Source organism: Bradyrhizobium sp. (assembly GCF_019244115.1).
Classification (GTDB): domain Bacteria; phylum Pseudomonadota; class Alphaproteobacteria; order Rhizobiales; family Xanthobacteraceae; genus Bradyrhizobium.
Genome location: NZ_JAFATE010000499.1, coordinates 1 through 25,750 on the forward strand (window position 1 = coordinate 1; position 25,750 = coordinate 25,750).

The 25,750-nt window shown below is 59.4% G+C and carries 20 protein-coding genes and 3 pseudogenes; 8 read left to right on the plus strand and 15 right to left on the minus strand.

What is annotated here, in order from left to right; all coding sequences use genetic code 11:
* The 6 genes from JOZ76_RS21815 to JOZ76_RS21840 all read right to left on the minus strand — a co-directional run.
* Positions 1 to 977: hypothetical protein (locus tag JOZ76_RS21815; protein ID WP_291701737.1), on the minus strand; the 977-nt coding region annotated here is incomplete at its 3' end.
* A gap of 15 nt (positions 978 to 992) precedes the next feature.
* A complete protein-coding gene (locus JOZ76_RS21820; RefSeq protein WP_291701739.1) occupies positions 993 to 1,538 on the minus strand; it encodes a hypothetical protein in 546 nt (181 codons plus the stop codon).
* A gap of 232 nt (positions 1,539 to 1,770) precedes the next feature.
* Positions 1,771 to 2,415, minus strand: coding sequence for a helix-turn-helix transcriptional regulator (locus JOZ76_RS21825; protein ID WP_291701741.1), 645 nt, complete (start codon positions 2,413 to 2,415; stop codon positions 1,771 to 1,773).
* A gap of 401 nt (positions 2,416 to 2,816) precedes the next feature.
* Positions 2,817 to 3,290, minus strand: coding sequence for an IS66-like element accessory protein TnpA (tnpA, locus tag JOZ76_RS21830; protein WP_291701743.1), 474 nt, complete (start codon positions 3,288 to 3,290; stop codon positions 2,817 to 2,819).
* A gap of 200 nt (positions 3,291 to 3,490) precedes the next feature.
* Entirely contained in the window at positions 3,491 to 5,806 is a 2,316-nt protein-coding gene (locus tag JOZ76_RS21835) for a matrixin family metalloprotease (RefSeq protein WP_291701745.1), read from the minus strand.
* Between the two features lie 47 nt (positions 5,807 to 5,853).
* Complete coding sequence (locus tag JOZ76_RS21840) at positions 5,854 to 6,810, minus strand: hypothetical protein (RefSeq protein WP_291701748.1); 957 nt, start codon at positions 6,808 to 6,810, stop codon at positions 5,854 to 5,856.
* Positions 6,811 to 8,265: 1,455 nt separating this feature from the next.
* On the opposite strand from JOZ76_RS21840, the gene JOZ76_RS21845 reads away from it, so the two are divergent.
* Positions 8,266 to 8,793 (plus strand): hypothetical protein, encoded by a 528-nt coding sequence (locus JOZ76_RS21845; protein ID WP_291701750.1) that lies wholly within the window; start codon positions 8,266 to 8,268, stop codon positions 8,791 to 8,793.
* A gap of 300 nt (positions 8,794 to 9,093) precedes the next feature.
* On the opposite strand, the gene JOZ76_RS21850 is transcribed toward JOZ76_RS21845, so the two are convergent.
* On the minus strand, positions 9,094 to 9,696 hold the full coding sequence (locus tag JOZ76_RS21850; RefSeq protein WP_366938607.1) for a group II intron maturase-specific domain-containing protein: 603 nt from the start codon (positions 9,694 to 9,696) through the stop codon (positions 9,094 to 9,096).
* On the minus strand, positions 9,636 to 10,361 hold the full coding sequence (locus JOZ76_RS21855) for a reverse transcriptase domain-containing protein (RefSeq protein ID WP_291701752.1): 726 nt from the start codon (positions 10,359 to 10,361) through the stop codon (positions 9,636 to 9,638). Before JOZ76_RS21855 ends, JOZ76_RS21850 begins: the two co-directional genes overlap by 61 nt.
* 1,444 nt (positions 10,362 to 11,805) lie before the next feature.
* On the opposite strand from JOZ76_RS21855, the gene ada reads away from it, so the two are divergent.
* Complete coding sequence (gene ada / locus JOZ76_RS21860; RefSeq protein ID WP_291701753.1) at positions 11,806 to 12,891, plus strand: bifunctional DNA-binding transcriptional regulator/O6-methylguanine-DNA methyltransferase Ada; 1,086 nt, start codon at positions 11,806 to 11,808, stop codon at positions 12,889 to 12,891.
* Positions 12,892 to 13,048: 157 nt separating this feature from the next.
* Positions 13,049 to 13,737: pseudogene (locus tag JOZ76_RS21865) on the plus strand (type 1 glutamine amidotransferase domain-containing protein).
* A 62-nt stretch (positions 13,738 to 13,799) separates the two neighbouring features.
* Here the strand turns inward: JOZ76_RS21865 and JOZ76_RS21870 are convergent.
* Positions 13,800 to 14,495 carry a flavin reductase family protein gene (locus JOZ76_RS21870; RefSeq protein ID WP_291701755.1) on the minus strand — a complete coding sequence of 232 codons (696 nt, stop codon included), beginning with the start codon at positions 14,493 to 14,495 and terminating at the stop codon, positions 13,800 to 13,802.
* A 279-nt stretch (positions 14,496 to 14,774) separates the two neighbouring features.
* Here JOZ76_RS21870 and JOZ76_RS21875 point away from each other — a divergent pair, with 279 nt between their 5' ends.
* Together JOZ76_RS21875 and JOZ76_RS21880 are read left to right on the plus strand one after the other, a co-directional pair.
* Complete coding sequence (locus tag JOZ76_RS21875) at positions 14,775 to 15,236, plus strand: ester cyclase (protein WP_291701776.1); 462 nt, start codon at positions 14,775 to 14,777, stop codon at positions 15,234 to 15,236.
* A 127-nt stretch (positions 15,237 to 15,363) separates the two neighbouring features.
* A complete protein-coding gene (locus JOZ76_RS21880; protein WP_291701758.1) occupies positions 15,364 to 16,554 on the plus strand; it encodes a serine hydrolase domain-containing protein in 1,191 nt (396 codons plus the stop codon).
* A gap of 643 nt (positions 16,555 to 17,197) precedes the next feature.
* On the opposite strand, the pseudogene JOZ76_RS38580 reads toward JOZ76_RS21880, so the two are convergent.
* Positions 17,198 to 17,563 (minus strand): annotated as a pseudogene (locus tag JOZ76_RS38580) (TOTE conflict system archaeo-eukaryotic primase domain-containing protein).
* Positions 17,564 to 17,841: 278 nt separating this feature from the next.
* On the opposite strand from JOZ76_RS38580, the gene JOZ76_RS21885 reads away from it, so the two are divergent.
* A complete protein-coding gene (locus tag JOZ76_RS21885) occupies positions 17,842 to 18,288 on the plus strand; it encodes a DNA-binding protein (protein ID WP_291701760.1) in 447 nt (148 codons plus the stop codon).
* Positions 18,278 to 18,853 carry a PIN domain-containing protein gene (locus JOZ76_RS21890; RefSeq protein WP_291701761.1) on the plus strand — a complete coding sequence of 192 codons (576 nt, stop codon included), beginning with the start codon at positions 18,278 to 18,280 and terminating at the stop codon, positions 18,851 to 18,853. Before JOZ76_RS21885 ends, JOZ76_RS21890 begins: the two co-directional genes overlap by 11 nt.
* A gap of 463 nt (positions 18,854 to 19,316) precedes the next feature.
* Here the strand turns inward: JOZ76_RS21890 and JOZ76_RS21895 are convergent, their stop codons facing one another.
* Complete coding sequence (locus JOZ76_RS21895; protein WP_291701763.1) at positions 19,317 to 20,516, minus strand: adenylate/guanylate cyclase domain-containing protein; 1,200 nt, start codon at positions 20,514 to 20,516, stop codon at positions 19,317 to 19,319.
* Positions 20,517 to 20,817: 301 nt separating this feature from the next.
* Here JOZ76_RS21895 and JOZ76_RS21900 point away from each other — a divergent pair, with 301 nt between their 5' ends.
* Complete coding sequence (locus JOZ76_RS21900) at positions 20,818 to 22,011, plus strand: M20/M25/M40 family metallo-hydrolase (RefSeq protein ID WP_291701765.1); 1,194 nt, start codon at positions 20,818 to 20,820, stop codon at positions 22,009 to 22,011.
* 43 nt (positions 22,012 to 22,054) lie between these two features.
* On the opposite strand, the gene JOZ76_RS21905 is transcribed toward JOZ76_RS21900, so the two are convergent.
* The 4 genes and pseudogenes from JOZ76_RS21905 to JOZ76_RS21920 all read right to left on the minus strand — a co-directional run.
* A complete protein-coding gene (locus JOZ76_RS21905; RefSeq protein ID WP_291701767.1) occupies positions 22,055 to 22,591 on the minus strand; it encodes a DUF4142 domain-containing protein in 537 nt (178 codons plus the stop codon).
* Positions 22,592 to 22,731: 140 nt separating this feature from the next.
* Complete coding sequence (locus JOZ76_RS21910) at positions 22,732 to 24,003, minus strand: DUF892 family protein (RefSeq protein ID WP_291701769.1); 1,272 nt, start codon at positions 24,001 to 24,003, stop codon at positions 22,732 to 22,734.
* Positions 24,004 to 24,215: 212 nt separating this feature from the next.
* Positions 24,216 to 25,469, minus strand: a complete 1,254-nt coding sequence (locus JOZ76_RS21915) for a polysaccharide biosynthesis/export family protein (protein WP_291701771.1) — start codon at positions 25,467 to 25,469, stop codon at positions 24,216 to 24,218.
* A 20-nt stretch (positions 25,470 to 25,489) separates the two neighbouring features.
* Positions 25,490 to 25,750, minus strand: a pseudogene (locus JOZ76_RS21920) (chain-length determining protein); the annotation flags it as partial.

Genomic DNA, 25,750 nt, shown 5'->3' on the forward strand with positions numbered 1-25,750 from the left:
TCGACATCAACGCCACTCGTCGGATTGTAGAGATCCTGCTCCGACGTGCCGCCCGTGAAATTAACGTCAGCCGAAGTCAGAGTGCCCGTACCACCTGCACCAGTGTAGTTGTCCGTCTCCAGCGTGACGTTGCTGTTCGGATTGAAAAACTCGAACTGCGATCCGCCGCTCGCGAAGTCCTCGCCCTGGTCCACCAACGTCCCGGTCTGGTTCGAACCCGAATAATCCTGGTACTCAACCGAAATCCCACTCGAGGGATTGAACGTTTGCTGCTCGGAGCTGCCGTTCGTATAGTTCAGGTCCGCGGTTTTAAGCGTCCCAGAGCTATCGTAAATAAACGTACCGCTCCCGTCTGGCGCTCCAGAATTTGTCGTATCCGTGACGCTCATGGTCAGGCCGCCCAGCGAGTTCGCATCGAACTCTGTCGTCTTATCCGCCGACGATTGGGTCCAGGATGTCGACAATGTTACGCCTGATGCCGGAGACCAGTTACCGCCAAAAATGTCTGTCCCCGTTGGCTCGTCGACGCCCGCCGCTGTGAGAGCGGTCGAAGCCACTGAGTTGGAATTCTGAGTCAGCGGCGAGTACGCCAATCCTTGCTCGCCAATTTGAGAATACGCTTGTGTTATAGTCGACCATTGCTGCGATAGGTCAGCACCGCTTGCGAGCGTTTGTGATTGATACGGGCTGTCGGTCGGTCCGAGCAAATGCGTCACTTGATCTGGCGGCAACGCGCTCGCTGGTCCCCATTGAGTGATTAATGTTCCGTATGACGAAGAGCTGCCAGACGTGACCGCTGAAGCGGCCTCACTGAGATTTGCGACCGAGCCTCCGGATGATCCCGAGTTCGACGGGTAGGCAGTAGCGATAAACTGTTCTCCCGCCGAGTTGGTGTAGACTATCGTCTCGTGATTATAGGTATCGCCAGCGATAGAACCGAGCGGTTCGAAATACACTTTTATACTTTCGTCAGCCATTTTCTTCTTCCCTTTCTATGGACCGGACACAAAGAAGCGAGCCGTTACTTTTTCGACAATCGTGTAATTGCCTGGCGACTGAGGCAGCAGCGTTACGTACGCGCTCACCTTGAAGGGAAAGCTCTCCGCGAACGGTGATATCCGCGCCACGACCGCATACCAGTCTCGAGGTTTATTCGGATCGTTTGCCAGCTCCGGCTTTGGATGCGGTGGAATCGTGAAGCCTGCCGCACGTAGTGTTGTCTCGGCGTCCTCAAACGAATTGCCCGGTGACACAAATGGCAGCACGCTCTGAGTCACATCCGTACCGGCCGGGCTTAATTTTCCAGCCGCTTTAAGCTCTTCGTAGACCTTCCACAGCTCTGATTTGAGAGCCTGACCGCGCGCTTCGTTTTTCGTTGTATTCATCGCCATATGCACCTCACCTGCGCGCAAACCGCCAGTTCCTTGACCAGTCTGGTTGTGCGGAAACGCTAACGCCATTCCAATATTGAGATAGGCAAGCGCGGAAATCGCAAGCTGCGCACCCCTACCGAAAAACGTTTTCCGCTGGAGAAGCATTAAGCTGTTCACCGATACTAGTGTTTGCGGTTTTCACGTTTCTGCGCGACATCGGGCTTCATCGTGCATCAACGGCGGGACCCACAACCAATAAACAACCCGCCGAGCTCTCGCCTCTCCCATTTGGGTAGCGTGGTCAGAATTTTTTTGCGTCTTTAGTCGAGTCTATGAGAGCAGGTGTTCACGCGAGCTGACGTTAACCGCTCGTTTGAATTTCCGCCGAGACAAATGGCTAGGCGCTACGCGCTTGCACAGTACTCGCTTTCAATTGGGGGTTGAGAAATGCGAGCCGCGTCAGAACGCGAGTGAGATCCGCTTGGCCGTGGGTGTGTGTCTTAGAAAAGACAGTTTTCAAATGACCCCGGACCGTTCCAATTTTGATGTGCCGCCAGGCGGCCACCTCTGCAAGTGATTTGCCGGAGACGATGCCAATTGCAATGTCCGACTCGGTCGGCGTCAAGCCGAAAGCTTGCGCAAGCAGATCATGCGTTGGGTTGGGCCAGAGTTCTGGATCGAGAACCAACAACATCAGTCCGGCCGAACCCTTCAATTGATGACCATGCCGCTCTAAACGAAGGGCACGAATGACAAGCGGAAGCTGGGCCGGACGTTTTATTGCCACCGGCGATGGCACCGGGGATTCTGCATTTAAAGTGGTGCGTACGAGATGCTGTAAGCGCCGATCCGTCGTGCGGTCAACGGCTGACAGGCGCCCCCGGCCAAGCACGAGCCGGTCCCCCAAACAGTCGACTGCGAGGATGTTGAGGGACAACACTCTACCTTGAAGATCAAGCAAAAATCCGCCGTAGCCCAGCGAATCGAAAATGTCGAGAGCGTCGGCGCAAAGCGGGTCTTGTGAGATCAGACGTATGGTCATCGCGGCTCGACCCCTGACATTCGTGCTTCCACGACGGCGAAGCGAAAAGGGCCACGCCGAAACCCGGTGCTGCGGATTGCTACCGGAACGTGTTTGGATGGCAACGCTAGTGAAATGCGGATGTTCCCCCTGCGCGAGTTTGGCCGACGGGAAAAGCTGTGGTTGTCGCACGTCGCAAAGCGAACAGCGCGCACCGGTAGAGTTGGATCGTTCCCCACCTACAAATGCGCGCATTGCTGATCGAACTTCGCTGTAAGCAGAATGCTCCGCGAAAAGCAGCGGCCTACTCGCTTCCAATTCGCCGGATGCTGCCTTGGTTTCGGAGTTCCAACTGTGCACCGACTTGCGAAAGTCGACTGGCTGTGTCGCCAGCACTACCTTGAGGTCAGACCGTAATGCAATCAACGGATGCCCCGAAGCGCTGATAGCGCCGTCGAAAGCGTCGCCAGCTCCACTCCGGGCTCGACTCGGATGCGTGCCCCTTCCACCTCGATCTCGATCATCCCGCCAAGCTTGCCTGGCGGCGATGCCATCTGCGGCAGCACCTTATGCGCGCACGTTAACCGGTCCGGCGCGTCTGCCGTCGCCGGAGCGCTCTCGGAAGCGATCCGGACCGGCACGAAGCCAGGCGCCTGAAAGCTCGCTGCCGTCGCGAACTTGCGCCGCCACACCGTGAGCAACCCACGGACAACGCCATGGCGCCGAGGGACCTCGGAAACATTGGCCCCTTCCTCGTAGCTCTCGGCCACGATCCGAGCCTTCTCTTCATCCGTCCAGTGCCGTCGCCGACGCTGCCCCGTGATCACCTCGATCCGACGATAGGAGCCGCTTTCCTGCCTGGCATCAAGCATGGCTTCATGCATGGCATCTGCCATAGCCCACCTCCAAGAAACAGTTCATGCCCGGCTGTATCGCAGCTCATTCGCGCGATGCCCAGGTGGGGGGCTCATGCCGGTCACGTTCCAACTTCCAGTCAAATTGTACGCGATCCCGAGCGCATCACGAGTTCTCAATTTGTCGGCATGCCCCTGGGGGGCATGCCGTTGTGTGGTGATGTTTGACGTTGTTGTGCCGATCAGTGCGGGTGACTGGCCGCTACGAACGTATGATCGGGGTTCGCGGTCGCCATCGCGTGCGGGGCTTGCGCCCAGCCGGCACCGCCGTCATGTAACGCGCCCATCGCCTGGACCATTTGCGCAAGCACGGGATTGGGCGTCGCGCTTTGCTGTGAGGTCCCCTGGGTCGTCAACCGTGACGAGAGGCTTCCCGGAGCACCCAACGTGGCCAATCCAGTGCGAGCTGATGCAGAGGATGACCCGACCGCAGTCGTGGCGGCCGTATCCGCGCCATACAAACTCTGGATGCCGGAGATGTCCGTATGGTCCAGCGTTCGATTGGCCGAGCTCGATGCGTAATACATCACCGAATGCCGGTCGGCATTATCGGCAAGTCCAAGTGCGTGCCCGATCTCGTGCAGTGCGACCTGGTAGAGCTCTGCCTGTGTGCCGGCATAAGTCAGCTGACCGTCCGAGCCACTCACCAGGGCATCGCCATTGGGATCTTCGAGCCGGATGATCGTTCCCGGGCTCATCGCACCGTCATGCTGACGATAGCTGGTGTAGCCGATCACGCCGCTGCTGCTGGTGTCGAAGTTGCCCCAGCCGATGCGGATGTCCGCTTGTGGTGAGTCCGGCACCTCTTCAAAGGTGAGACCCGAAGCTTTAGCCCAGCTCTGCACGGCCTGCTCGATAGCCGCCTTGTACTGATCGCCGATATAGCCGCTGAATGGCGAAGCCGCGGTTCCAGGACTTGTCGCAAAGCTCCATGTCACCACGTCGCCTTGGATCTTGGCGCCCTCGAAGGCTGCGCCCGTCAGCTTCGTATCGCCACTGGCCGACGCAAACGCCTGTTGTCGGGCCGTGTCGGCAGCGCCTGCGGCCGAGTCCGCCGAGACCGACCGGTCATAGGCGGCGATCACACCGACGTCAGTGCCGCTCTGTGCGCCTCGTCCCTGTTTGCCATTGGCTCCGCGCGAACCAGTATCTTGGGCGAACGGACGGCTGGCATCCCAATGAGAGGTCGTGGAGACCTGATCACGTGCAGCGATGCCGCTGACGTCGCTGCCACCGCCACGTACGCCCTGTGCCGCTGGTTTAGCGAAGTCGTAACCGCCACCGTAGCCGCCACCGACATAACCACCACCATCAGTTCCGCCATAATAGCCGCCGGGACCGGAATAGCCGTTTCCTGTTCCTGATCCGCCGAGATAGCCGCCGCTCGGGCTGTACTCACCCGACCACACCATTTGATCGGCACTATTAAACTCGTCGATCGTGAAGTTGGTCTCATTGCCGCTCGCGTCGTAGTTGAAGCTGTAATCCAGCGAGAAGCCGCTGGTGAGGTTCAGGTCGGCACTCGACAGTTCGCCATGACCATAGGCTCCGGTGTAATTGTCGGTCTCGGTCGCTACGCCTTTTGCCGGATCGAAGAACTCGGCCTGCGAGCCGCCAGCTGTCCAGTTATTGCCCTCGTAAGTGAGCGTCCCTGTCTCATTAGCAGCACTGTAGCCAAAAAACTCGTCTTTGGAGCTGCTCGAAGGATTGTAAACGTCCTTCTCTGAAGCTCCGCTCGTATAGTTGAAATCAGCCGAGCTCAGCGTCCCATTGCCATACGTCCCGCTGTAATTGTCGGTCTCAGTCGTGACGTTGGTCTGCGGGTTGAAGTACTCAATTTGCGAGCCGCCCGCCGTCCAGTTGTTTCCTTGATATTCCAGCGTGCCCGTCTCATTGAGGCCGGAATAGTCCTTGAACTCGACATCAACGCCACTCGTCGGATTGTAGAGATCCTGCTCCGACGTGCCGCCCGTGAAATTAACGTCAGCCGAAGTCAGAGTGCCCGTACCACCTGCACCAGTGTAGTTGTCCGTCTCAGTCGTGATGTTGCTCGATGGATTGAAATATTCTATCTGCGAACCGCCGGTGTTTGGGTCGGTTACCTGCAGAACCGTCGTCTGATCTGAAGCCGACGAGCCGTTATCGGAGGTTGTAACGGTCCCGGAGCTGGTTGGATCATAGCTAACCGAATCGTATGTCTGACCGGCGGCATCGCTAATTTGGCAGGACGTGTACACATCGTTGTACGCTTGATTGACAAAGTCCTGTACCTGCTGCTCGGTCGGGTTCTCACCATTGATAGACGCCAGCGTGCTATATGTGCTTTGGATAGTGTCCTTCATCTCTCCAGGATCATATTGAACAACATCGCATTTCTGGTCGAACGCTCCCGACACCGTTGCTGAATAAACGCCATTACTATCGACGTTTACTGTCACCGAGTACGCATTCCCGGTGGTTAAATCCTTTGCGTTTGTCGTTAGGGAAGATTGGGCCATTGGCGGTTCTCCCTTTGATTTAGTTCCCTTCGAAATTCTCGTTGCGACTATCGAACACGATTTAGCAACGAAGATCCCTCCTCAGCATTTCCGAATACCACCACATACGGGCGACCAGGCCGTCCGCCCTCGCTCCGCTTTGCTGCTAGGTCAATGATTGCCGGGTCCTCAGCAATTTGCCTGGCGCGCTGCCGCAGCGCGGTATCGGCGCCCTCATCGGCATCGAAGTAGATTGCTGCCCACGTCTCACGACCAAATAAATCCTGGAACCAACAGTGAAACTTTGTTGAGTTCTCTTTCACATTCTCGTCCGCCGCTTCGGAAAGGCCCGGGCAGTATTTTACGAGGGCTTCGTCCCGCACCTTACCACCTGCCGGTGGATCGATAGCGATCAGCACGGTCGCGCGAATCGCTGACGTATCGAGGTCACGAACAGCAAAGGCGTGGTTCACGGGCTTAAGAAGTGGCATTTCAGGCAAGAGCGGCATTTCATTTTCGGATGTCACGCCGAGCACAGGCCACATCTGTTGATCTTCACTAATCAAGCGAACGGAACTGCGATCGAAAACGCCTCGAAACCAGGTTAGAAATTCGGTCGGGCCAATTTTCGCCAACTCGTCAGGATCAGCCGACAAGAGAGCGTGCGCCAAGCCGCTTCCGTCGTATAATCGACGAATGGTCTCATTAAGAATGCGAGTAGCCGCAAGCACAGGAAGCTTTCGCGCTACGTCCGGACCGGTTTGCCGGTTTCTCACCAAATCGGAATGCAGATCAAGGAGGACTTCACTTATTAAGTCGTCCTTGTCGACACTTATCTGATTGAGAGCAGCCCTAAATATCGTAATACAAGCAAATCTGGCGTCGTCACTCGCATCTGACGAATTTGACTTGGACAGGAAGCCGCGGAGATAAGGATAATAATCCGCCGACAGAACGAGGTGACACTTTCGATCCGACTTTAGTTCCGTCAGCTTTGAGCCGACGCGGCTGAGGATACGCGCCATAAGATAATCCCTTTGTATCACCGCCGGCTCTCCCTCTAGCGAGAGGCCCAGATCAACCGCAAATGTACCGAGGCGACGATTCGCCGGAACGATTGACTGCCCAAAAGAGCTGGTTGTGCGTAGACGGGGTGCGTCTCGGGAGCCCGCATCTCGAGCCACCGCAAAGGGCGCGAGAGGCTCAGCCATCAAGGTCTGCGGGAAAAGGATAAACACACACAGGACGACGAGCGTAGGGCACGCCCACCGGGATTGGGAGAATGGTGCAGGCGTCCCTGACCAACAATCCAAAGCATTTTCGATCAGCACCCGTGCGGCACTGAAGATTTGTTCTCTACGCATCTCAAAACATGCCGTGGGGACGGATAGGTGGGACACATTGTTCGTTTTTGCTAGCGACGATCAATAGATTGTTTGTCTTGCCCTTCCCTCTCCCATTTGGGTGGCATGGGCCAATTTTTTTTCGCCTCTGGTCGCGCTTGGGAGATTAGCTGGCTGCCTCGTAGAGCTAATCGCTGGTCGCTGGTCTGGATTCCCGCCGCAACGCGAACGCCTACGCATTAGGTCTAGGCCCGATCGGATTATTCCGATGGTCAGCGCTTGAGCCGAGTCGGGTTTTCTTTTTACATCCGGACGAGCTGGACCAGGTTTTCTCAACGTGACGTCGGTCGGCAGGTTGAAGTACTGAAAGACAGCGCCACCCGCAGCGATCATTAGTTCGAAATGTGTTCAGTTGCCGGTTCGCTGCGCTGATCTTCAAAGTGGGAAGAGTCGCTGCGATTGAACTTAGTCCCTGGGGCAGGCTGTCGTCCCGCTTGCCGGCACAGGATCTGACATGGGAAACCTTCTCAATATCGCAAAGCGCCTCCACACGGACTTCGACGAATCGGGCACCACTAGTCTCGACCGACAAACTACGTTGGAGCTACTGGAATTGGTCACAGAACTAGCCGTTCAAGTTGAGCATCTGAGTCATGATAGACAAGCTGAAGGACAAAGCGTCGTAACCGTTCTGAATCGAAATGAGCGAGCTTCGCGGCTGTCCCTTCATCAATTATGCAAATGAGTTTCTCGATCCGTCGCATCCGGGCCATCGTGTTGTCGAGGCCAGCAAGCGTGAGTGGCGCCGCCGCGTTACAGTAATTGCCGAACGACTCGGTGCTATCTGCGTCCGAGAGCGTCGCGAGGCTCGTTGAATTTTTTCAATCTGTGCTAGTCGGGCTTGCCACTCAATTGAGCGAGATCATTGCAGTGGGGGGGCGTTTGGGTCGCGCCAGTGTCGATCGGGGCCCTTGGTGCCGTCTATTATTTTTGGCCGTTTGCGAGATCGTCAGACCTTATGCCTTCGCGCGCCCCTCGCGAGGGGGCGGCCGCCTGTCGCATCGGCCCATCAACGCGAATTTGTTTTGACCTATTGCGTTGCTTGCGACCTTGGCCGCTACCCTGGTGGTCGTTTGCATGTTGGCGCTTGGAACCGGTCAAATTAACGTCGAATTGCCGAGAAGGTACGGCTTCGTGCCATACACGCTGCTCGCGATGCTGATCGGATCGCTGCTGTCTGAGCCGTTTCTCACCGGATATTTGGGTGCTGGAGCCGCCAGGCTCACCTGTGCATCCATCGTCACCATATGGTTGACGCTTGAGCTGATATGCTTGCCGATAGTCAGAAGTCAGGATGCGGAGGTATGGCAATCAATCCGCCTGGCAATGTCCCACACGCCAAGTCCAGCGATTTTATTCGACGCCTGCGGTACGCTACGTAACCCGGATACAGTCTTGGATGTGCCGATCAGGAAGTTTGATCTCACTTGGACCTTCGAATCGCCATTGGCTCAGTTCTGGTGGGCCGGGCAATATGCGGCGTGGTATTGGGCGCTCGCTACGCCGCCTTTGCCGCACATTCCTCTGATGAGCCGGGTACCGTCATGTTGGATGGAACGGGATTTATTCGTCCGCAATCTTTGGAGGTCGAGGATAGCTCCGTAATTGATGTACGGACGCCGCAGTGGGTGCATGGGATTCCCTACGCACAGATGGTTTGCAAATAATTGCGCTCCGCGGGGCTAAGGCGAGTCAAGCAAGCTTGAACATTATAGCAATGTCGTCTCGTTCGAGGCGACACCATCCGTCCGATGGGTCGGAGGCACAGCGGAATCCGAGGACCTCCTCGTACCAGTTCCGCGTTCCCGCCATGTCCTTTGTCTGAAGCATTGGAACAAAGGTCGGTCATTCGCATAAAGGCCCCATGGAATAAGCGCTTAAGCTTGTGACCTTTGAAAGCTCCGATTACCGTTTTGGTAGAGTCGAGGATGGGCGCGGTAGCTTGGGGGCCACTTGGCCATCGCCCCGTTTCCCATCCCCGCTCATCAAACCGGACGCCGATTTCCGGCATCCGGCTTTCCGGCTGGCTTCACCGCGAGGCGCGCGACGTGGCTGCTCGGGGCAAGCGTTGGAGGCACAGAACGCCGAGTTCTCGATGAATGACATCGAATATGAATCGGCGATTGCCGCGCCCTTGCACCTTGTGCCTTCGCGCGAGGAATCTGCGCACAGTTCAAAGACGTATTGGTCGACGCTGCGGCATGCCTTGCTCCGCGAGCCGTAGCCAAAGTAGTTGGACCAGCCTCGCAGTGACCTGTTCAGCTTGTCGCGTACTTCTGGCCATGGATCGATATTGCTCGGCACCAGAAGCTCGCCGACCCTTGTCTTGAGCCGCTGTACACTCTTCTTGGACGGGCTCGCGCCCAGATACCTTTTCCCGTTCGCCTCAAACCAATGCACGCCGAACGAGTAGCCGAGGAAGTCGAAGCGTTCCTGTCGAGCATTTCTCAGCGAAGTCTTAACTCGTTGAGTGTCAGCCCAAGCTTGGTCATCACCACCTTCGTCCACGCTAATGCCTCCGCTGCGCGACCGCGGCTGAGGATAACGAAGTCGTCGGCATAGGAGATGACGTGAGCCTGGAACGCGTCGCCACAGCCAGTCAAACGCCAATGCTTCAGGAACCGGTTCATGTAAATGTTGGCCAGCAATGGACTTGCGACGCCACCTTCCGGTGTGCCGCGCGTGTTTCGCTTGCCGCCACTCATGCGCCGGGTTTCGTCCGCGTCCCGTTCTTCGATCGGCGCCCTCAGCCACATCTTGATGAGGCGCAGGACGTTTCGATCCACCACACGCCGGGCTACTGACTTCATCAGTTCGGAGTGTGGAATCGCATCGAAGTACTTGGACAAATCAGCGTCAACTACGTCAGCATAGCCCCGGCATAAATGCCGGTGCACTTCCTTGACCGCGTCCACCGCCCCGCGCGCGGGCCGGTAGCCGTAGGCATTGTCCTCGAAGTCAGCCTCGAAGATGGGTTCGATCACGATCTTGGCGGCAGTCTGAATCACACGATCACGAATGGTCGGAATGCCGAGCGGACGCTCGCCGCCATTCGCTTTAGGGATCATCACCCGCCGCACCGGATCAGGTCGGTATGTCTTCGAGACCAGTTCCGCGCGCAAGGCCGCCAGCCATGCTTCCAAGCCCTGCTCTTCGATGCGAGCAAACGTCATCCCATCCACACCCGGTGCGCCCGCATTAGCGCGAGCGAGCCGATAGGCGTGGACCAGGATGTCCTCGCGACAGATCTTGTCGTAGAGCAGATAGAAGCGAAGGTGGGCTCCGCCTTGGCTTTGCAGTAAAGCTTTCTCTGAAGGTTCCGGATCTTATCAGGCGTTGTCAGGCTCATCACCAATCACCTTCACCTCACCATCTTCAAAAGCGCACCAGAAGTCGGGTCCCTTTGCTCCACCAGCATTACCCGGCATCCACGCTCCTATTGCCCCGTCCGACTCCCGCCGTGACCACCGCCTGATGCGATGCTGAGGCCGCCACCCTCGTCCGCGACGGGTCTCCCCCTGTAACTACGAACCACCCTTCCGGCGTGCCGTACCCACTACCCCGGCGGATCGCGTGGGTGCGCGTGTCGATTGCTTCCCCACACGTGCGGCCTTCCCCAAATGACCGGCGGGTCGGCATCCGCATTAGAACTTTCGAGGCCTGCTCGGGCTTCACTCTTGTTACGGCCCATCGGATCGCTCAGCAGCCCAAGGCTGCCTTTGTCGCAGGGCTCCGACCCAGCCAGTTACCCAGCCGAGTCGCCTGCTAGCTTCCGGACCAATCGACAATTATCCGGGTGAGACCCTCCCTCACTGGTAGTTCGCGCCCACGGGGCGCACGGTCATTCGCGTCAATTATGGGACGTCTGCTTTAGAGTCTGCTATCCCATGTACCGGACATTTCCCATTGGGTCCGTTGTGCCTGGCCCCTCCCTACTCCCGAATTGCACGCGACCGGCGCAAGCGCTGCAGCTCCTGCGAGCCAGAAGCGATCGCACACCTTCCGAACCGCGAACTGCGCTACCGCACCAGTTTCGCACCAGAAACGGCCTGAACCAAACGCAACGAACGCGGTCGAATTCAATTGAAAATGCAGAAAAATCAACGAGCGCGATCGATAATCTGCCGCTCATAACGGTCTGGTTGCAGGTTCGAGTCCTGCCGGGCCCACCACGCTTCGCCTGCGTCGGGCTACGCGTGGTGCAGCCACGTTGAGGATCGAGGGGCGAAGTGTATCCCACGCAGCTGGAGCGAAGCGTAAGCGAAGACGGACTGGAGCCGGAGCCCAGCGGGCGAAGGCGGGCGCCTGAGTAGCGAGCTACGGTTCGGCAAGCCAGGCCGGGTCAAGCGACCGCACCAGAAACACCTGCTCGTTGTTCATCGCCATATTTCAGCAGTCCGCAAACTACTGATCAACATCTGATCTGACTAGGATCTTTTCCACTCGATCGTAGCTACGGCGGCTCTAACGCAAGAAACGGCCAAACAGCGCGTTTCCCGACAGAAAGTGACCCGCGGCTCCGGACGGAAAACGGGTGGCCCGGGCGCCTAAAATGCGTGATCGATATCGTCGGGACGCGAATTGGCAATTGAGTCTCAGGACTTGACGAAGAACGCAATGACCGCGAAATCGCGAGCTGCATGTATTCGACCGGAGGCGACGGTCGAGGCTGATCCGCGCTGGGCGCGCGTGCTCGCGCGGGACCGTTCAGCTGACGGTAAATTCTGGTACTCGGTCGCGACGACAGGGGTCTATTGCCGGCCGTCGTGCCCATCCAGAGCGGCAAATCCAAGGAACGTCGGTCTTCACAAATCGCTGACAGAGGCGAAAGCGACCGGCTTTCGTCCGTGCAAGCGCTGCAATCCGGACGGTCCGTCAGCCGATATCGAGAACGCGGCCATCGTCGCAAGAGCGTGTCGCCTGATCGAAGAGAGTGAGGAAGTTCCTTCATTGAAGGGGCTCGCGCAGGCAGCGAACCTGAGCACCAGCTACTTTCATCGCCTGTTCAAAAGTGTCACGGGCCTCACGCCGAAGGATTATGCAGAGGCCCATCAGGCTTCCCGCGTCCGCGACCGGCTCGCCAGGGGCCACAGCGTGACGGAAGCCATGTACGACGCGGGGTTCAACTCCAGCGGCCGCTTCTACGAAAAATCCCTGAACATGCTCGGCATGACGCCGACGCAATATCGCGCTGGAGGCGCCAACGAAGATATCCGCTTCGCTGTGGGGCAGTCTTCGCTCGGGGCCATATTGGTGGCGTCAAGCGACAAGGGTGTAGCGGCGATCCTGATCGGCGACGATCCGGATGAACTTGTGCGTGATCTTCAGGATCGTTTTCCGAATGCGCGGCTAGTCGGCGGCGACAGGGAATATGAGTCCATGGTCGTTCGCGTCGTCGGCTTCGTCGAGACGCCGCAAATCGGTTTGAACCTTCCTCTCGACGTGCGCGGCACGGCTTTCCAGCGGCGCGTGTGGCAAGCGCTGCAGGATATCCCGACCGGGCAAACCCGCTCCTATTCGAAAATTGCGCGCAGCATTGACGCGCCGAAAGCCGTTCGGGCCGTCGCCCGCGCTTGCGCCGCCAACATCGCGGTTGCGATTCCCTGCCACCGGGTGGTGCGTCATGACGGCGCGCTGTCCGGTTATGCCTGGGGCGTCGAGCGCAAGCGTGAGCTGGTCGCCCGCGAGTCAAATCAGGCGTAACGCAACAAAGCGACGCCTTTCTCGATTTCAGAGCAAAAAGCGGAGTGTGACCGAACCGGGATGACAGTACCTCCCGCGGCGCAAAGACGGCCCACGCCGTCGCAATCGATATCGCGAGGAACTCGTCAGCTTCCTTCGATAACCAAAACGGCTCAACATGAACATATTGATGGTCTTGACCTCGAACGACAGGCTCGGCGCTTCGGACAAGAAAACCGGACTCTGGCTCGAAGAGCTCGCCGCACCTTATTATGCTTTCAAGGATGCAGGAGCCGATGTCACGCTGGTCTCCCCGCTCGGCGACCAGCCGCCGATCGATCCCAAGAGCGATGGCCCGGACTTTCAGACGGAAGACACCCGCCGTTTCGGCAAGGATCTCGCGGCGCAGGCGAGCCTTGCCAACACTGTCAAATTATCCGGCGTCTCTGCCGGCAACTATGATGCGGTCTTTTACGTCGGCGGCCACGGCGTCATGTGGGACGTGGCCGAAGACGCTGCGTCCATCAAGTTGATCGAAACCATGTTCGCAGCGAACAAGCCCGTGTCGGCGGTGTGCCACGGCTCGGCCGTCTTTCGACACCCCAAGGCGCCGGACGGGACGCCGCTCGTTCGCGGAAGAGAGTCGCCGGATATAGCAACACGGAAGAAGCGGCGAGCGGATTGACCGAGGTGGTGCCTTATCTGGTCGAAGACATGCTGAAGCAGAACGGCGGCATCTACTCCAAGTCCGACAATTTCCGGGCTCACATGATGGCGGATGGCAATCTGGTGACGGGACAAAACCCCGCCTCATCAAAGGGCGTGGCCGCCGCGGTGGTGGATTTGCTGTCGCGATCATCCCGGTAAGACCGGCAAATGGCGATCCTGTGTCGCGCGTCGACGACGCAGGATCGCAATCAAGCGTCATGCTATGCGCTTCTTGACCGCTCGATATCCACGCTTTTGTAGAGCGCCTCCGGTATTTGCGACAGGCGTGAAGCCAGCGCCTGGCGATCGGCGAGGCCAAAAAACTTTTGAAAGCTCATGATCAGCGGCCTCCATTTGTCGGGATCGATCTTGTTCGGATCGCCATCGGCGAGGATGGATGGCTCCGCGAAAACGCGCTGAATGCGCAATTCAAAAAGGATACGGCGGCCACGGAAGGCCGGATCGTTTTCGGACATCTCGTAGGTGTGCTCGACGACAGCTTCCATCTGTATCGGGCATTCCCTGGCGCGCGGCGGATCGATGGTCTCCGACGCAATCGGGGTTAGCCCGGCCGTCCCGAACTTATCTTTCTCGAAGCGGTAGCCGCGTGCGGCCTTGTGCGGCGGCAGGAGCTCCGATCCGGTTGTGAGGGCGATGCGATCGACGGCATCGACCTGCTCTACCGACGGCAGATTGAGCACGCACTGGTTGGTGCGAATGATGTTCGCGACCGTCTTCGACGACCGGTCAAGGCCGAGTACGGCGCGCCATCCGAGCCAGAACGCGGACGACATCGGCGCGAGATTTGGAGAGCCGTCCTCGTTGCACGTGCTGATCAAAACCACTGGCGTGCCGACATAAAGTATCGGTGGCTCGCTCCTTTGCAGCGCTGACGCCGCGGTAAACTCAGTATCCACTGTCGTGTCCCCTCCTGGCGCGGCGGCGCTGCGGTCTCGATGCCGAGTGCATTCCATTTCGTCGGCCGGCGTCGGACCTACCGGGCGAGACGGAGGTCGGCACTCCGCTTATTGCTTTAGAATTGAATTTGACGTGCGCCGCATCGGCATGTTCCGCAGACTGGAGATTTGGATACCTCGGCAAGAAACGGAGCGTTGCTGCGATGTCGTTTGTCTAGCGTCTGCGCCGGAAGCTTGAGGCTTCCTGTGACAAACCGGAACAAACGGAGAGATCAAGACATGTCCAAGGAAGAAGACAACAAGGCGGTTGTCGGTCGCTGGTTCACCGAATTCTGGGGTAAGAGCGTCAACCTCAGTGTCGTCGACGAAATCGCAGCTCCTGACATGCTGCTAAAATACTCGCTGCACGAACCGCGTCGCGGACGTGACGACATCAAGGCGTTCATGACCGATTTCCGCGCCGCATTTCCCGACCTCAGCTTCTGGGGCACGGCCGGTCTGATCGCCGAAGGTGATTATGTGGTGGGTCAATGGGAAGGCGGCGGCACGCACACCGGTCCGGCATTCGACGATTTCTTGATGGGCAACCTGCCGCCGGCAACCGGCCGCAAGATGCATTTCACGGGAACCACAGTCTTGAAGGTGGTCAACGGCAAGATCGTCGAGGAAGTCGGACTTGACGACGGCGTGACGGCACTGACTCAACTCGGCCTCCTTTGGACTCCTTCGATGCCTTCATGAGCGCACAATGCGACGCCCATCGCGTGTAAAACATGAAGCGGCATTCCTCGGAATGCCGCTTCATGATACGAGAAGATAATCGAATGCCACGCGGCCTGAGCGGGTGGCACCAGCCGGAGACTACTCTATGTCCTCGACCCTCATGTCAGGTTTCCCTTCGGCCGATGCTGATCAGGTGAGCCTGGCAAATTGGCGCATCGCTCCCTACAGCAAATGGGCATTTCAGCACGTACGAGAAATCGTGCCGTCAGCAAATGTTCCCAACGCGCCAAGCGATGTTTGGAAGCTGGTGTCCGAGCCGAAGGATTTCTCTTCGTTTCGCTTCGAGCACGGCGGCAGGCAGTACAGCATCAATCAATTCCTAAAAAAAAGCGACGCCGACGGCCTGGTCATCTTGCACCGGGGCAAAGTCATTCTTGAGCATTACGACAATGGAATGACGTCGGATACGCCACACATTCTCATGTCTGTCTCGAAATCGCTGACGGCGATTGTCGCTGGCATCCTCTTTGAGCAGGGCAAGCTGGATCCAGAACAAAGGGTGGTTTCGATTATCCCCGAGCTAAAGGATTCGGTATATTCCGACGCGACCGTGCGTCACGTGCTTGATATGCGCGTCGGACTCGATTTCGATGAAGACTATCTCGCGACGTCCGGGCCGATCGTCGAATACCGCAAGTCCACGAATTGGAATCCTTTGGGCCCTGGCGAGCGCCCAAGCGATCTTCGTACATATCTCGCAGCCCTGAAGAAACGGAGCGGACCTGATGGCGGGCCGTTCCACTATGTCTCGACCAATACCGATCTGTTGGGTTGGATCCTGGAGCGAGCAAGCGCCACCCGATTCGCCGATCTCCTGAGCACCCTGCTTTGGACGCCGATGGGCGCGCAATGCTCTGCTTACATTACGGTTGATCGCCTTGGCGCGCCCCGCTGCGCTGGTGGTATCTGCACCACAACGATCGATCTCGCTCGCGTTGGCCAGTTGATTGTGCAGAACGGCCGCAGAAACGGCACGCCGATCATCCCCGCTCGTTGGATCGAAGACACGCTGGGTGGCGGCGATCCGGAGGCCTGGGCCGGCGGCGACCTGATTTCCTATTTTGGCGATCGTCCAATGCATTATCGCAACAAATGGTACTTTCTCCGGGAAAGAGACATTGCATTCGGGCTGGGTGTCTACGGTCAGAACCTCTTCGTCGATAAAGCAAACGAACTCGTCATCGCAAAAGTGTCCTCGCAGGCTGCCCCGCTCGACAAGGACCTCATCGACCTGACGATTACATTTGTCGAGGCCATGAGCGATCACCTGACCTGAATCGACGGATTGCGGACCGCCTTTCAACGGCGGCCTCGTCATGTCGGCTTGTGCGGTCCAAGGCGGCCCCCGATGAACCAAGGATCCCCCGCTTGGGAGCGGAATTCTTGAACACAAACCCTGGGTACTCGGCCTCCAGGGGCACCGCACCAGTTTCGCACCAGAACGACCTCGCCGAAATGCAACGAACGCGATCGAACCCGAGCGAAAACACACAAGATCAACGAAGCTGTGCGATATTCTGCCACTCATAACGGTCTGGTTGCAGGTTCGAGTCCTGCCGGGCCCACCAGTATTTTTAAGTATTTGTCGACGCCTCCTTTGCAACCGCGAGTGGGCACCGCACCAGTTAATCCCAACGAGGGCCACTACCCGCGCTCTCAGATACCAGCTCGATACCCGAGGGTCCTATCGGAAAGGCTGGTTTGCCGAGCATCGTAGAATCGGAAAGCGCAGCGAACAGAATTGTCGGTTTGACGATAGGGCGCAAGCTGCGGCCGGCAGTCTGCCATACGTCCTTCCGAGGTGCAGGAGTGGTCTTAAGCGTGCGCGAGCAGCTTCTTTGAAGCGGTCTCTATTAGGTTAGTGGGAGCGTCATCGATTGAATAGCCGAGACCCCTGTAGCCTCTGGCGCGCTTCTCGCTCATCGGTTTGAGCACTTGCACCGCCTCGTCGACATGACATCGCGCTTAGCCGGATACAGTCGATGCAGACGCCCGACGTATTGAGCCTTATCGAAATCGGCCGCAAGGAACCAGCATGTCTCGTCCGCCAACATTGGATAGACGCCGACTGTATGATGCCCGCGCAAATGCCCATCAATGACTTCATCGGTGACCGGTAGAAAGGCACGATTCGGGCAGTCTCCGCATTTCACTTTTGGTTTGCCACAGATGCGTGATACCCATTCATTGGCGCAGGCCGGCGCCTAGCCCACTTTGCCGGTTTTGGGGTTTACCCAACGCTTCGGGAATACATCATCCCGGCCTCGAAACAGCGAGCGAAACACAGCTATCTTGGCGGCAGGACTCGACGCATTGGTGACGGGCGCGTCAGGGATTGCTCTCTCGTCATCGGCGCTTCCAAGCTTAAACTAGCCTACAGCCAACCGCTGAAGATCGGAAGTGAGGCGTCCTCCCGCGCATGGCATGAACTAGGTGCCTCTCCTCGGCAATCCGCGAACAAGATGCGGGCCCAAAGGACGCTAGCCTCTCCGCACAAAAGCATTTCAGATATTGCAGTTAGGAGAGCGCAAGCCTATATATTGGGCTTGGAGAGGACCTCACTATGACCACCCATGTGCTGCAATTTGTCGAACTTTCGGACCAAGACCGGAAGGCAGCCACGACCTTGGGAAAGCTCGGCAAGGGCGACAAGATGGAGGTCCGTGTCTCCCGCAAGTCGGGCGAAGATCAGGTCATCAAGCTGCCGCCGGAGGCCGCGGCGTTGCTTGAGACCGCACTTGGCCTTCTCTTCCAAGGCGAACGGGTCGCCGTCCTTGTGGAAGATCAGGAGCTCAGTCCGAACGACGCGGCAGATATCCTCGGAATCTCCCGGCCGCTCGTCGTGCATCGCATGGACGTTGGCGATCTGCCATTTCGGTATGTCGGCAAGCATCGCCGTACGAAACTGAAGGACGTATTGGCGTTGAAGACGCGGATCGAGGCCCAGCGGTCGGCGATGGAAGCACTCGCCGAGGACGCCGAGGACCTCAGGCGGCACTATGGTGCTTGAGCCCTCGGTCGCCGTCATCGACGCCTGCATTCTCTATCCCTTTCATCTCAGGAACATTGTCGTTCAGGCTGCAGTCGATCGCCTTTTCGAGGCGCGCTGGACCGACGCGATCCACGACGAATGGATCCGAAGCCTGACTGTCGACCTGCCAGCCATTCCGATAGAGCGTTTGCACGCTACCCGGCGACTGATGAACGATGCGCTCCCGACGGCGATGGTCAGCGGGTACGAGGAGCACGTTCCGAAGGTCATCCTGCCCGATTCGAAAGATCGTCACGTTGTCGCAGCGGCAATCAACGCCAAAGCATCGCTCATCTTGACGTGGAATTTGCGACACTTTCCCGAGCACGAGCTGGAGAAATTGGGCCTGCGAGGGATGACCCCCGACGAGTTTCTCTCCGGGCTCTTCGACAAAGTACCGGACTTGGTGGTCGGCTCCCTCGCGAACGCCCGGCAGAATCTGAGCAAGAGCCGAGTTTCGGGATCGGATTTCATCGGCATTCTAGAGAACCAAAAGCTCATTCAGCTTGCGAAACGGATAGAGAGGCACGTTTCCGACCTGTAGGCTTGAGAACTTTATCGGCTCGTCAAGCGCCCCAAGTGCCGCACCAGTTTCGCACCAACAACCTGATCGAAACATAACGAGCGCGATATACCGTCGCTCATAACGGTCTGGTTGCAGGTTCGAGTCCTGCCGGGCCCACCACGCTTCGGCCTTCGGGCTACGTGTGGCGCAGCCACGCAAGAGCCCGAAGGGCGAAGCGTGTCCGGCAACGCTTGAACGGAGTGAGAGCGAATACGGACGGGGCGAAGCGAGCACGGCCCGCCGCGCCGTATCCAATGAGAAGGCGGGCCGTTGCGGTAAACAATCCTTTCGGCTTTCCTATTCAATTGTCAAACAGCTCAACGCGATGGACAGCGCCCGCATTCTCGCGGCGCAATTTGCGTCCGAAGCTTTGCTTGCGAGCGGCCTCGCGTGGCGTACCTCGGACCTACTTCGATCTGGTCCCTGACGATCGGCCGAAAACTCAGCCGTGATACGCGAACAGCTCGATGGGGTCGCTGAAGCCGCGCACCGGATATTCGCCGACGCGTTCGAGATCGAAATCGCGTTCGACGAATTCGGCGAAGGCGCGGGACAGCAGCACCGTCCTTCCCAATTGCTTGGTGAGGGCTTCGAGACGCGAAGCCATGTTGACCGCAGGGCCGATGACGGTGAAGTCGAGCCGGCTGCGCGACCCGATATTGCCATACATGACGTCGCCGACATGGACGCCGACACCGTAGTTCAGCGGCTCACGGCCGATCTCGCCGTTCTTTTCGTTCAGGGCAGCCATGGCCTGGCGGGCCTCGGTGACGGCATGCAACAGATTTGCGCAGGCCGAGGGCTCGGTGAGCGGGAAAATGGCGAGCAGACCGTCGCCCATGAACTTCAATATTTCCCCGCCATGCCGCGCGACCGGCTCCGATATCGCATCAAAATAGTCGTTCAGAAGCTCGATCACGTCATCGCGCGGCCAATTGTCCGAGATCCGGGTGAAATCACGCAGGTCGCAGATCATGATCGCGGCGCGCACCGTCGTGCCACTTCCTCGCCGCGTGGCGCCGGCCAGAATGAGCTCGCCGGCGTGCGACCCGACATAGGTCTCGAGCAGCGTTCGCGCCAGCCGATTCTTCATGCGGATTTCGCTCACCAGCGCCAGGGTCGGCAACAGTTTCTTCAGGCCCGCGACATGTGCATCCTCGAAACCTCCTGCCCGGTCGGTTGCAAAGGTCACGATATGCCGTTTGCCGAGGGTATGGTACAGCGGCCATGCCACGTATTCGGTCAGGCCGTTCGCCCGCAGCTCATCATAGAGAGCGTGTTTGCGGCCCAACGAGGGATCACGTTCGAGGTTCTCGCGCACCTCGGTGGCACCGTCGAGGATTTCGTTGGCGGCGCTGCCGATGAATTCGGATCGCTCCCTGACATCGTAGTCGACCCTCGCGATCTCGGCCTCACGCATGCCGTCGGCCCACATGATCCGGGCGCCAAGCCATTGCGGATGGTGGATCAGGAGATGAAGCGTCGCCCGCTTGACGGGAATGCCGGCTCGCTGGAGCCGGACGCACATCTCGGCGAAGATATTGTCCAGGAAACGCGCATCGCGCGTATCGTTGGTCAGCCAGTGCACGATGTCGCCGTCAAGAGGCGTGGTGACGGAATCGATGTTTGGCGGCGCGTCCATATCCTGCTCCCGAGCGGTGACCTGGATCTAGCGGATATGTCGTGTTCCCACAGCGCCACGTCAACCGATCCGGCGGCAATTGTGCTGAGCCCACCAACCTTCACTCGCTTCGCGAGCTACGGCTCGGCGAGCCACGCCCGGTGGGGTGGGCAACGGCCGTCGCGCCGGAGCCGTGGATGAAGGAGCCGGTTTTTGGGCTCCCGCGCCTCGCCAAATTGCTTCAGCGGACCGTTTCACGAGCCTTGCAAAGCACGGAGCTGCGAAGGATGCTGACGAGCTCCGCTCATCGCAAGGATACGTCATGCCCGTCGACACCCAGGCCGCCGCCTCCCGCCTAATGCGCTTTCTCGCCGTCGAGGGCGTGACCGGACAAGAGGCGGCGATCGGCCGCGAGCTCATCGCGGCGCTGCAGGACTGCGGCGTACCGGCGGGCGCGATCCGCCTCGACGACGCCAACACGCGCATTCCCGTGCCGACGCAGACCGGAAACCTCATCGTCGATCTGCCCGGGCGCGGCGCGATGCACAACCAGCCGCGGATCATGTTCATGACCCACATGGACACGGTGCCGCTGTGCGCCGGCGCGAAACCAAAACTGGCCGGCCGCAAGATCGTCAACGAGGCGAAGACCGCGCTCGGCGGAGACAACCGCGCTGGCTGCGGCGTTCTGGTCACGCTGGCGGCCGAGCTCGCCAACAAGCAGCTCGATCATCCGCCGATCACGCTGTTGTTCTGCGTGCGGGAGGAGAGCGGGCTCTACGGCGCGCGCCACGTCAAGACCGAAGACCTCGGCACACCGGTCATGACCTTCAACTACGACGGCGGCGCTGCGTCCGACGTCACCATCGGCGCGGTCGGCGCGGATCGCTGGCAGGTCGAGATCTTCGGCCGCGCCTCGCATGCCGGCGTCGCGCCGGAGCGGGGGATCAGTTCGACCATGATCCTCGCACTCGCGCTCACTGAGGTGAAGGCCGGCGGCTGGTTCGGCAAGGTGGTGAAGGGCAAGCGGCAGGGCACCAGCAATGTCGGCCCCGTGACCGGCGGCGAGGGCCGGCCGGCCGGAGACGCCACCAATGTTGTCACCGACTATGTGCATGTGCGCGGCGAAAGCCGCAGCCACGATGCAAAATTCTTCAAGGAGATCACCAAGGCCTACAAGGCGGCATTCGAGAACGCCGCAAAGCGCGTCAAGAACAGCCACGGCAGGGCGGGACGCGTCAAGTTCAAGGCCGAAACCGACTACTATCCGTTCCGCATGAAGGAGAGCCTACTGGTGGTCAGGCGTGCCGTCGCGGCGGTCACCGGCATCGGCGCAACGCCGACCATCCGCGCCGCCAATGGCGGGCTCGACGCCAACTGGATGGTGCGTCACGGCGTTCCGACCGTGACTTTCGGCGCCGGGCAGAACGAGGTGCACACCATCGACGAGTGGATCAATCTCGACGAGTATGACCGGGCGTGTGCCCTGGCCGTACAGCTCGCAACGATGCGGTGAGCCTCGTCGACACTGCCCGCAATAGCCGCAAGCCGGATGCCCTTCAGCGCCCGCGCGACGGCAGCAGCGACTGCGCCGTTTCCAGATGCTTCTTCAGCACGGGAACGGTCTGCGCCGCGAAATCCGCCAGTCCCGAGTGCGAACTGGCTTCCTTCTGATAGGCCTTAATATCCTTCTCGTGATCCCGCACCATGTCACGCGCGAAGGCGGCATCGAACGCCTTCCCGGTGAGGCTGCTCATGCGGTCGTACATGGCTTTCTGCTTCGCGTTCGGCTCGGAGGGCGCGTTGAGCCCGTCCTGCTGCGCGGTCTGCTGCGCCTTCTGGAGGTGTTCGGAGTGATCCTGTTCCAGGGTCCTGCCAAAATCCTTGACCTGATCGCTTTGGCCCTTCTCCTGCGCCAGCTTTCCCATCTTGATCTCGGAAAGATCTCCCTGAATGGCCTCCGTCATGAAGTGCTGATCCTTGCGTGCCGAAGCATCCCTGGGAGCAGCGGCCGCGGCATGGGCCATCAGCATGGCCATGCCAAGGGCAAGTGCCGTGCCTGATATTTTGATGGATCGGATCTGCGCGTGTCTCATGGGTTATCTCCAACTCATCTTCATCGTCCAAAGAACGGTCTGGTAGCCGCCATCTCCCCTGCTGCCCCATCTCAAAACGGTCAAAGCGTACGTGGCCTCGGCGTCTACCGTGCGCCGAGGAGACTCCATCCAGGCGGACATCATTCAGTCCGCTCGAGTGCCGCCGGCATCCTTGCGACCGACATCAGCGAGCGCGCGACCTGATTGAGAAGCAGATCGGCATTCTCCTCCTCGGCAAGCGATGTTGACAGCAGGGCGACAACGGCGCTGTGGCGAAGCTGCTGTGCCAGATTGCGAAGGGTCGTATAGGTTGCGACCTCGTAATGCTCGACCCGCTGGGCCGCCCCGATCAAAGCGAGATCGGCGGCGGCATCCTCCTTGTCCTCGCCTTCGTCCATGACCTCCTCGCCCTCCTCGATCAGGCCCATCATGCCCTTGCACGGTTTCGCCCGCGCGCTCTCGCCCAGCAGGTCGAAACATTGGTTGATGCGCTCGATCTGATTCTGGGTCTCGATCAGGTGCTGCTCGAACAATTCCCGCAGCTGGTCGAATCGCGCCGCCTTGGCCATTTTCGGAAGCGCCTTGGTCAGCTGCTTCTCGGCGTGCAGGATGTCGCGAAGCTCATGGAGCATCAGTTCCCTGAGCCCGGCTTCATCGACCGGGGGCGAGCTTTCGGTGACGATCTCCGTCGCTGCGCCCGGCTCGGCCGCCTGCAGCGCCGGAGACTCCGTGAAGACCCAGTCGCCGCCCTCGTTCCACGGGCCGCGCGTATCGATCTCGCCGTGGTCGCCGCTGCCGGTGGAATCGTTGAAGAACTGGTTCACGAGGCCAGGGGTCGGCGCAATCCGGCCGATGCTGAAGGCCGGCTTGGAAAGGCTCTCGAGCGCGAGCGAAAACGCCTTCATGTGGGTGATCTCGCGCGTCATCAGGAACTGCAAGGCGTCCTTGCTGCCTGCGTCGTCGCAGAAATTGATCAGCCGCTCATAGACGATCTTGGCGCGCGCCTCGGCCGCGATGTTGCTGCGAAGATCGACGTCGAGCTCGCCGGTGATCTTCAGATAATCGGCAGTCCACGGATTGCCCTGGGAGTTGAACAGGTTGATGCCGCCGCCGCCGGCGATCGCAATCAGCGGATCGGCCTCGGCGGCCCGACGATCGAATTTTGACGGCGCCAGATGCATCCGGGCGAGGCAGCCGACGACTTCCAGGTGGCTGAGCTCTTCGGTGCCGATGTCCATCAACAGGTCCTTGCGATCCGGGTCCTCGCAGTTCAGTCCCTGGATCGAATATTGCATTGCCGCAGCGAGTTCTCCGTTGGCTCCGCCGAACTGCTCGAGAAGCATGTTGCCAAAACGGGGGTCCGGCTCGTCGACGCGAACGGTGAACATCAGTTTTTTGACATGGTGATACATGGGACCGCTGGGATCGGGAGTGGATCATGGAGAACCCGACTTCCAGGTGGATCGTTCCTATCCGGCGGGCAGAAGCAGGATCCGTATCGCGCAGATTGCATGGCGGGCAGCGCCGGAACGACGCAAGGAGGTTGAGGAGAGGTCGGCCTCGGAGCGGTCAGGCTACTCCCCGACGGACGGCTGGCCGGACTGCAACCCGCGCAGCCGCTCCGTTAATGCGTTGCCGACAGCTCGGCGCGGTCGGATTGACCTTTCGTCGCATTCGATCCGGTCTCGATGGGCTGGGCAACGGAGTTGTCGACCTGGACCACGTCACCTGGCTCGACCAGATCAGAGCTTTCGGCGTTCACCTCCTGCTTGGCGCCATCGGCCGTCCGCCTGGACAATTTGAACCTCGGCTCCGCTCCGCTGTTCCGCAACCGCCGCGCGATCGCCATCGGCGCCGTTTCCTCCGCCTCGGTGACCAGCTGGTTCGTGGTATCGATGCGAAGCCGCGTGTCGCGAATTTCGGCGCCGACCTGGTCGCTTTCGCCATCGATGCGATCGCGAAACTTGATCTTGAGCTCGTCGGCTTGCTGCGCGGCCTGCGCGATGCTCTGGCGCGACCTCATGATGACGGCCTGAAGATTTCGCTGCGTTCCCTCGATTTCTGCAAGCGTTCGCTCGACCAGGAAAAGCCGTGGGTTTGACGTCAGCCCGCGCGCGGCGAGGCCGTGAAGCTCGTCGACCTCCTTTTGAACCAACTCGCCCTGCTTTTTTTCCGATTCGATTTGCGCCTGCAGCGCCGAAATCTCCCCCCAATAGAGGTTCTGCAGATCGGTCAGTGACGACAGCTGTCGCTCGAGGTCCGCCTTTTGGGTCCGAAACAGCACCGTCTCGCGATCGACCATGGCGGCGATCCTCGGATCCTTCCGATCGAAAGTTGCCTCGTCCGGAAATGCGATCGCAGAGGCGCCGTCCCGCTCGGCTTTGAGGCGGGCGTTGCGTGCCATCAGCGCCGCCAGTTTTTCCTTGAGAATGCGAAGCTCGCCCCGGTGAATGATCGCATCGCGTTCGAGCCGAAGCAGCCCCGGATCGGTGAAGCGGAAAAAGCCGCCGGCCACGGTCACGGCCTGCAGCACCGTCAGCCCGGGCCGGAACGGATAGGCGCCGGGCTTCTGCACATCTCCGGTAATGAAGAACGGCCGGTACTCCTTGACTTGCACCGCAACGCTCAGCGGGTCCTTCAAGCGCGCCTGGCGGCCGAGCATCTCTCCAATGGCCTTGCCGAGCTGATCCACCGTGAGGCCGGCCGCCATGACATCACCGATCACCGGAAACGACGCTTTTCCGTCGGCGCCGATCCGGTAGTCGCCGCTGATGTCGGGCCATTCATAGACCTTGACCGTCAGATCATCGCCGGATCCCAGCAGATAGTCTGCGCCCGTCGCGCGGCCGGGCAGCAGGAAAAACAGAAGCAGGACCACTGCGCAGCTCTGGTATCTGGTCATCGCTGCTTAAAACCTTTCTCGTCGGCCCCGAACCAGGAGCGGCGCGCATCGTCGCTGTCATTCACGTAGTTCGCATATCTCTTTTTGTCATAGAGCGCCGACAGCGAGGCCTCGTAGGTCTGCAGTTTCCGCAGCTCGACCTTGTTGAGAACGGTGCCGAGAAGTTTGCGCTCCACCTGATCGTTGCCGGCGAGCGCGGATGCGACCACCTCGCGCGGCGTCTTTCCCCATTCGACGACCAGCAGGAAAGCGTCGAA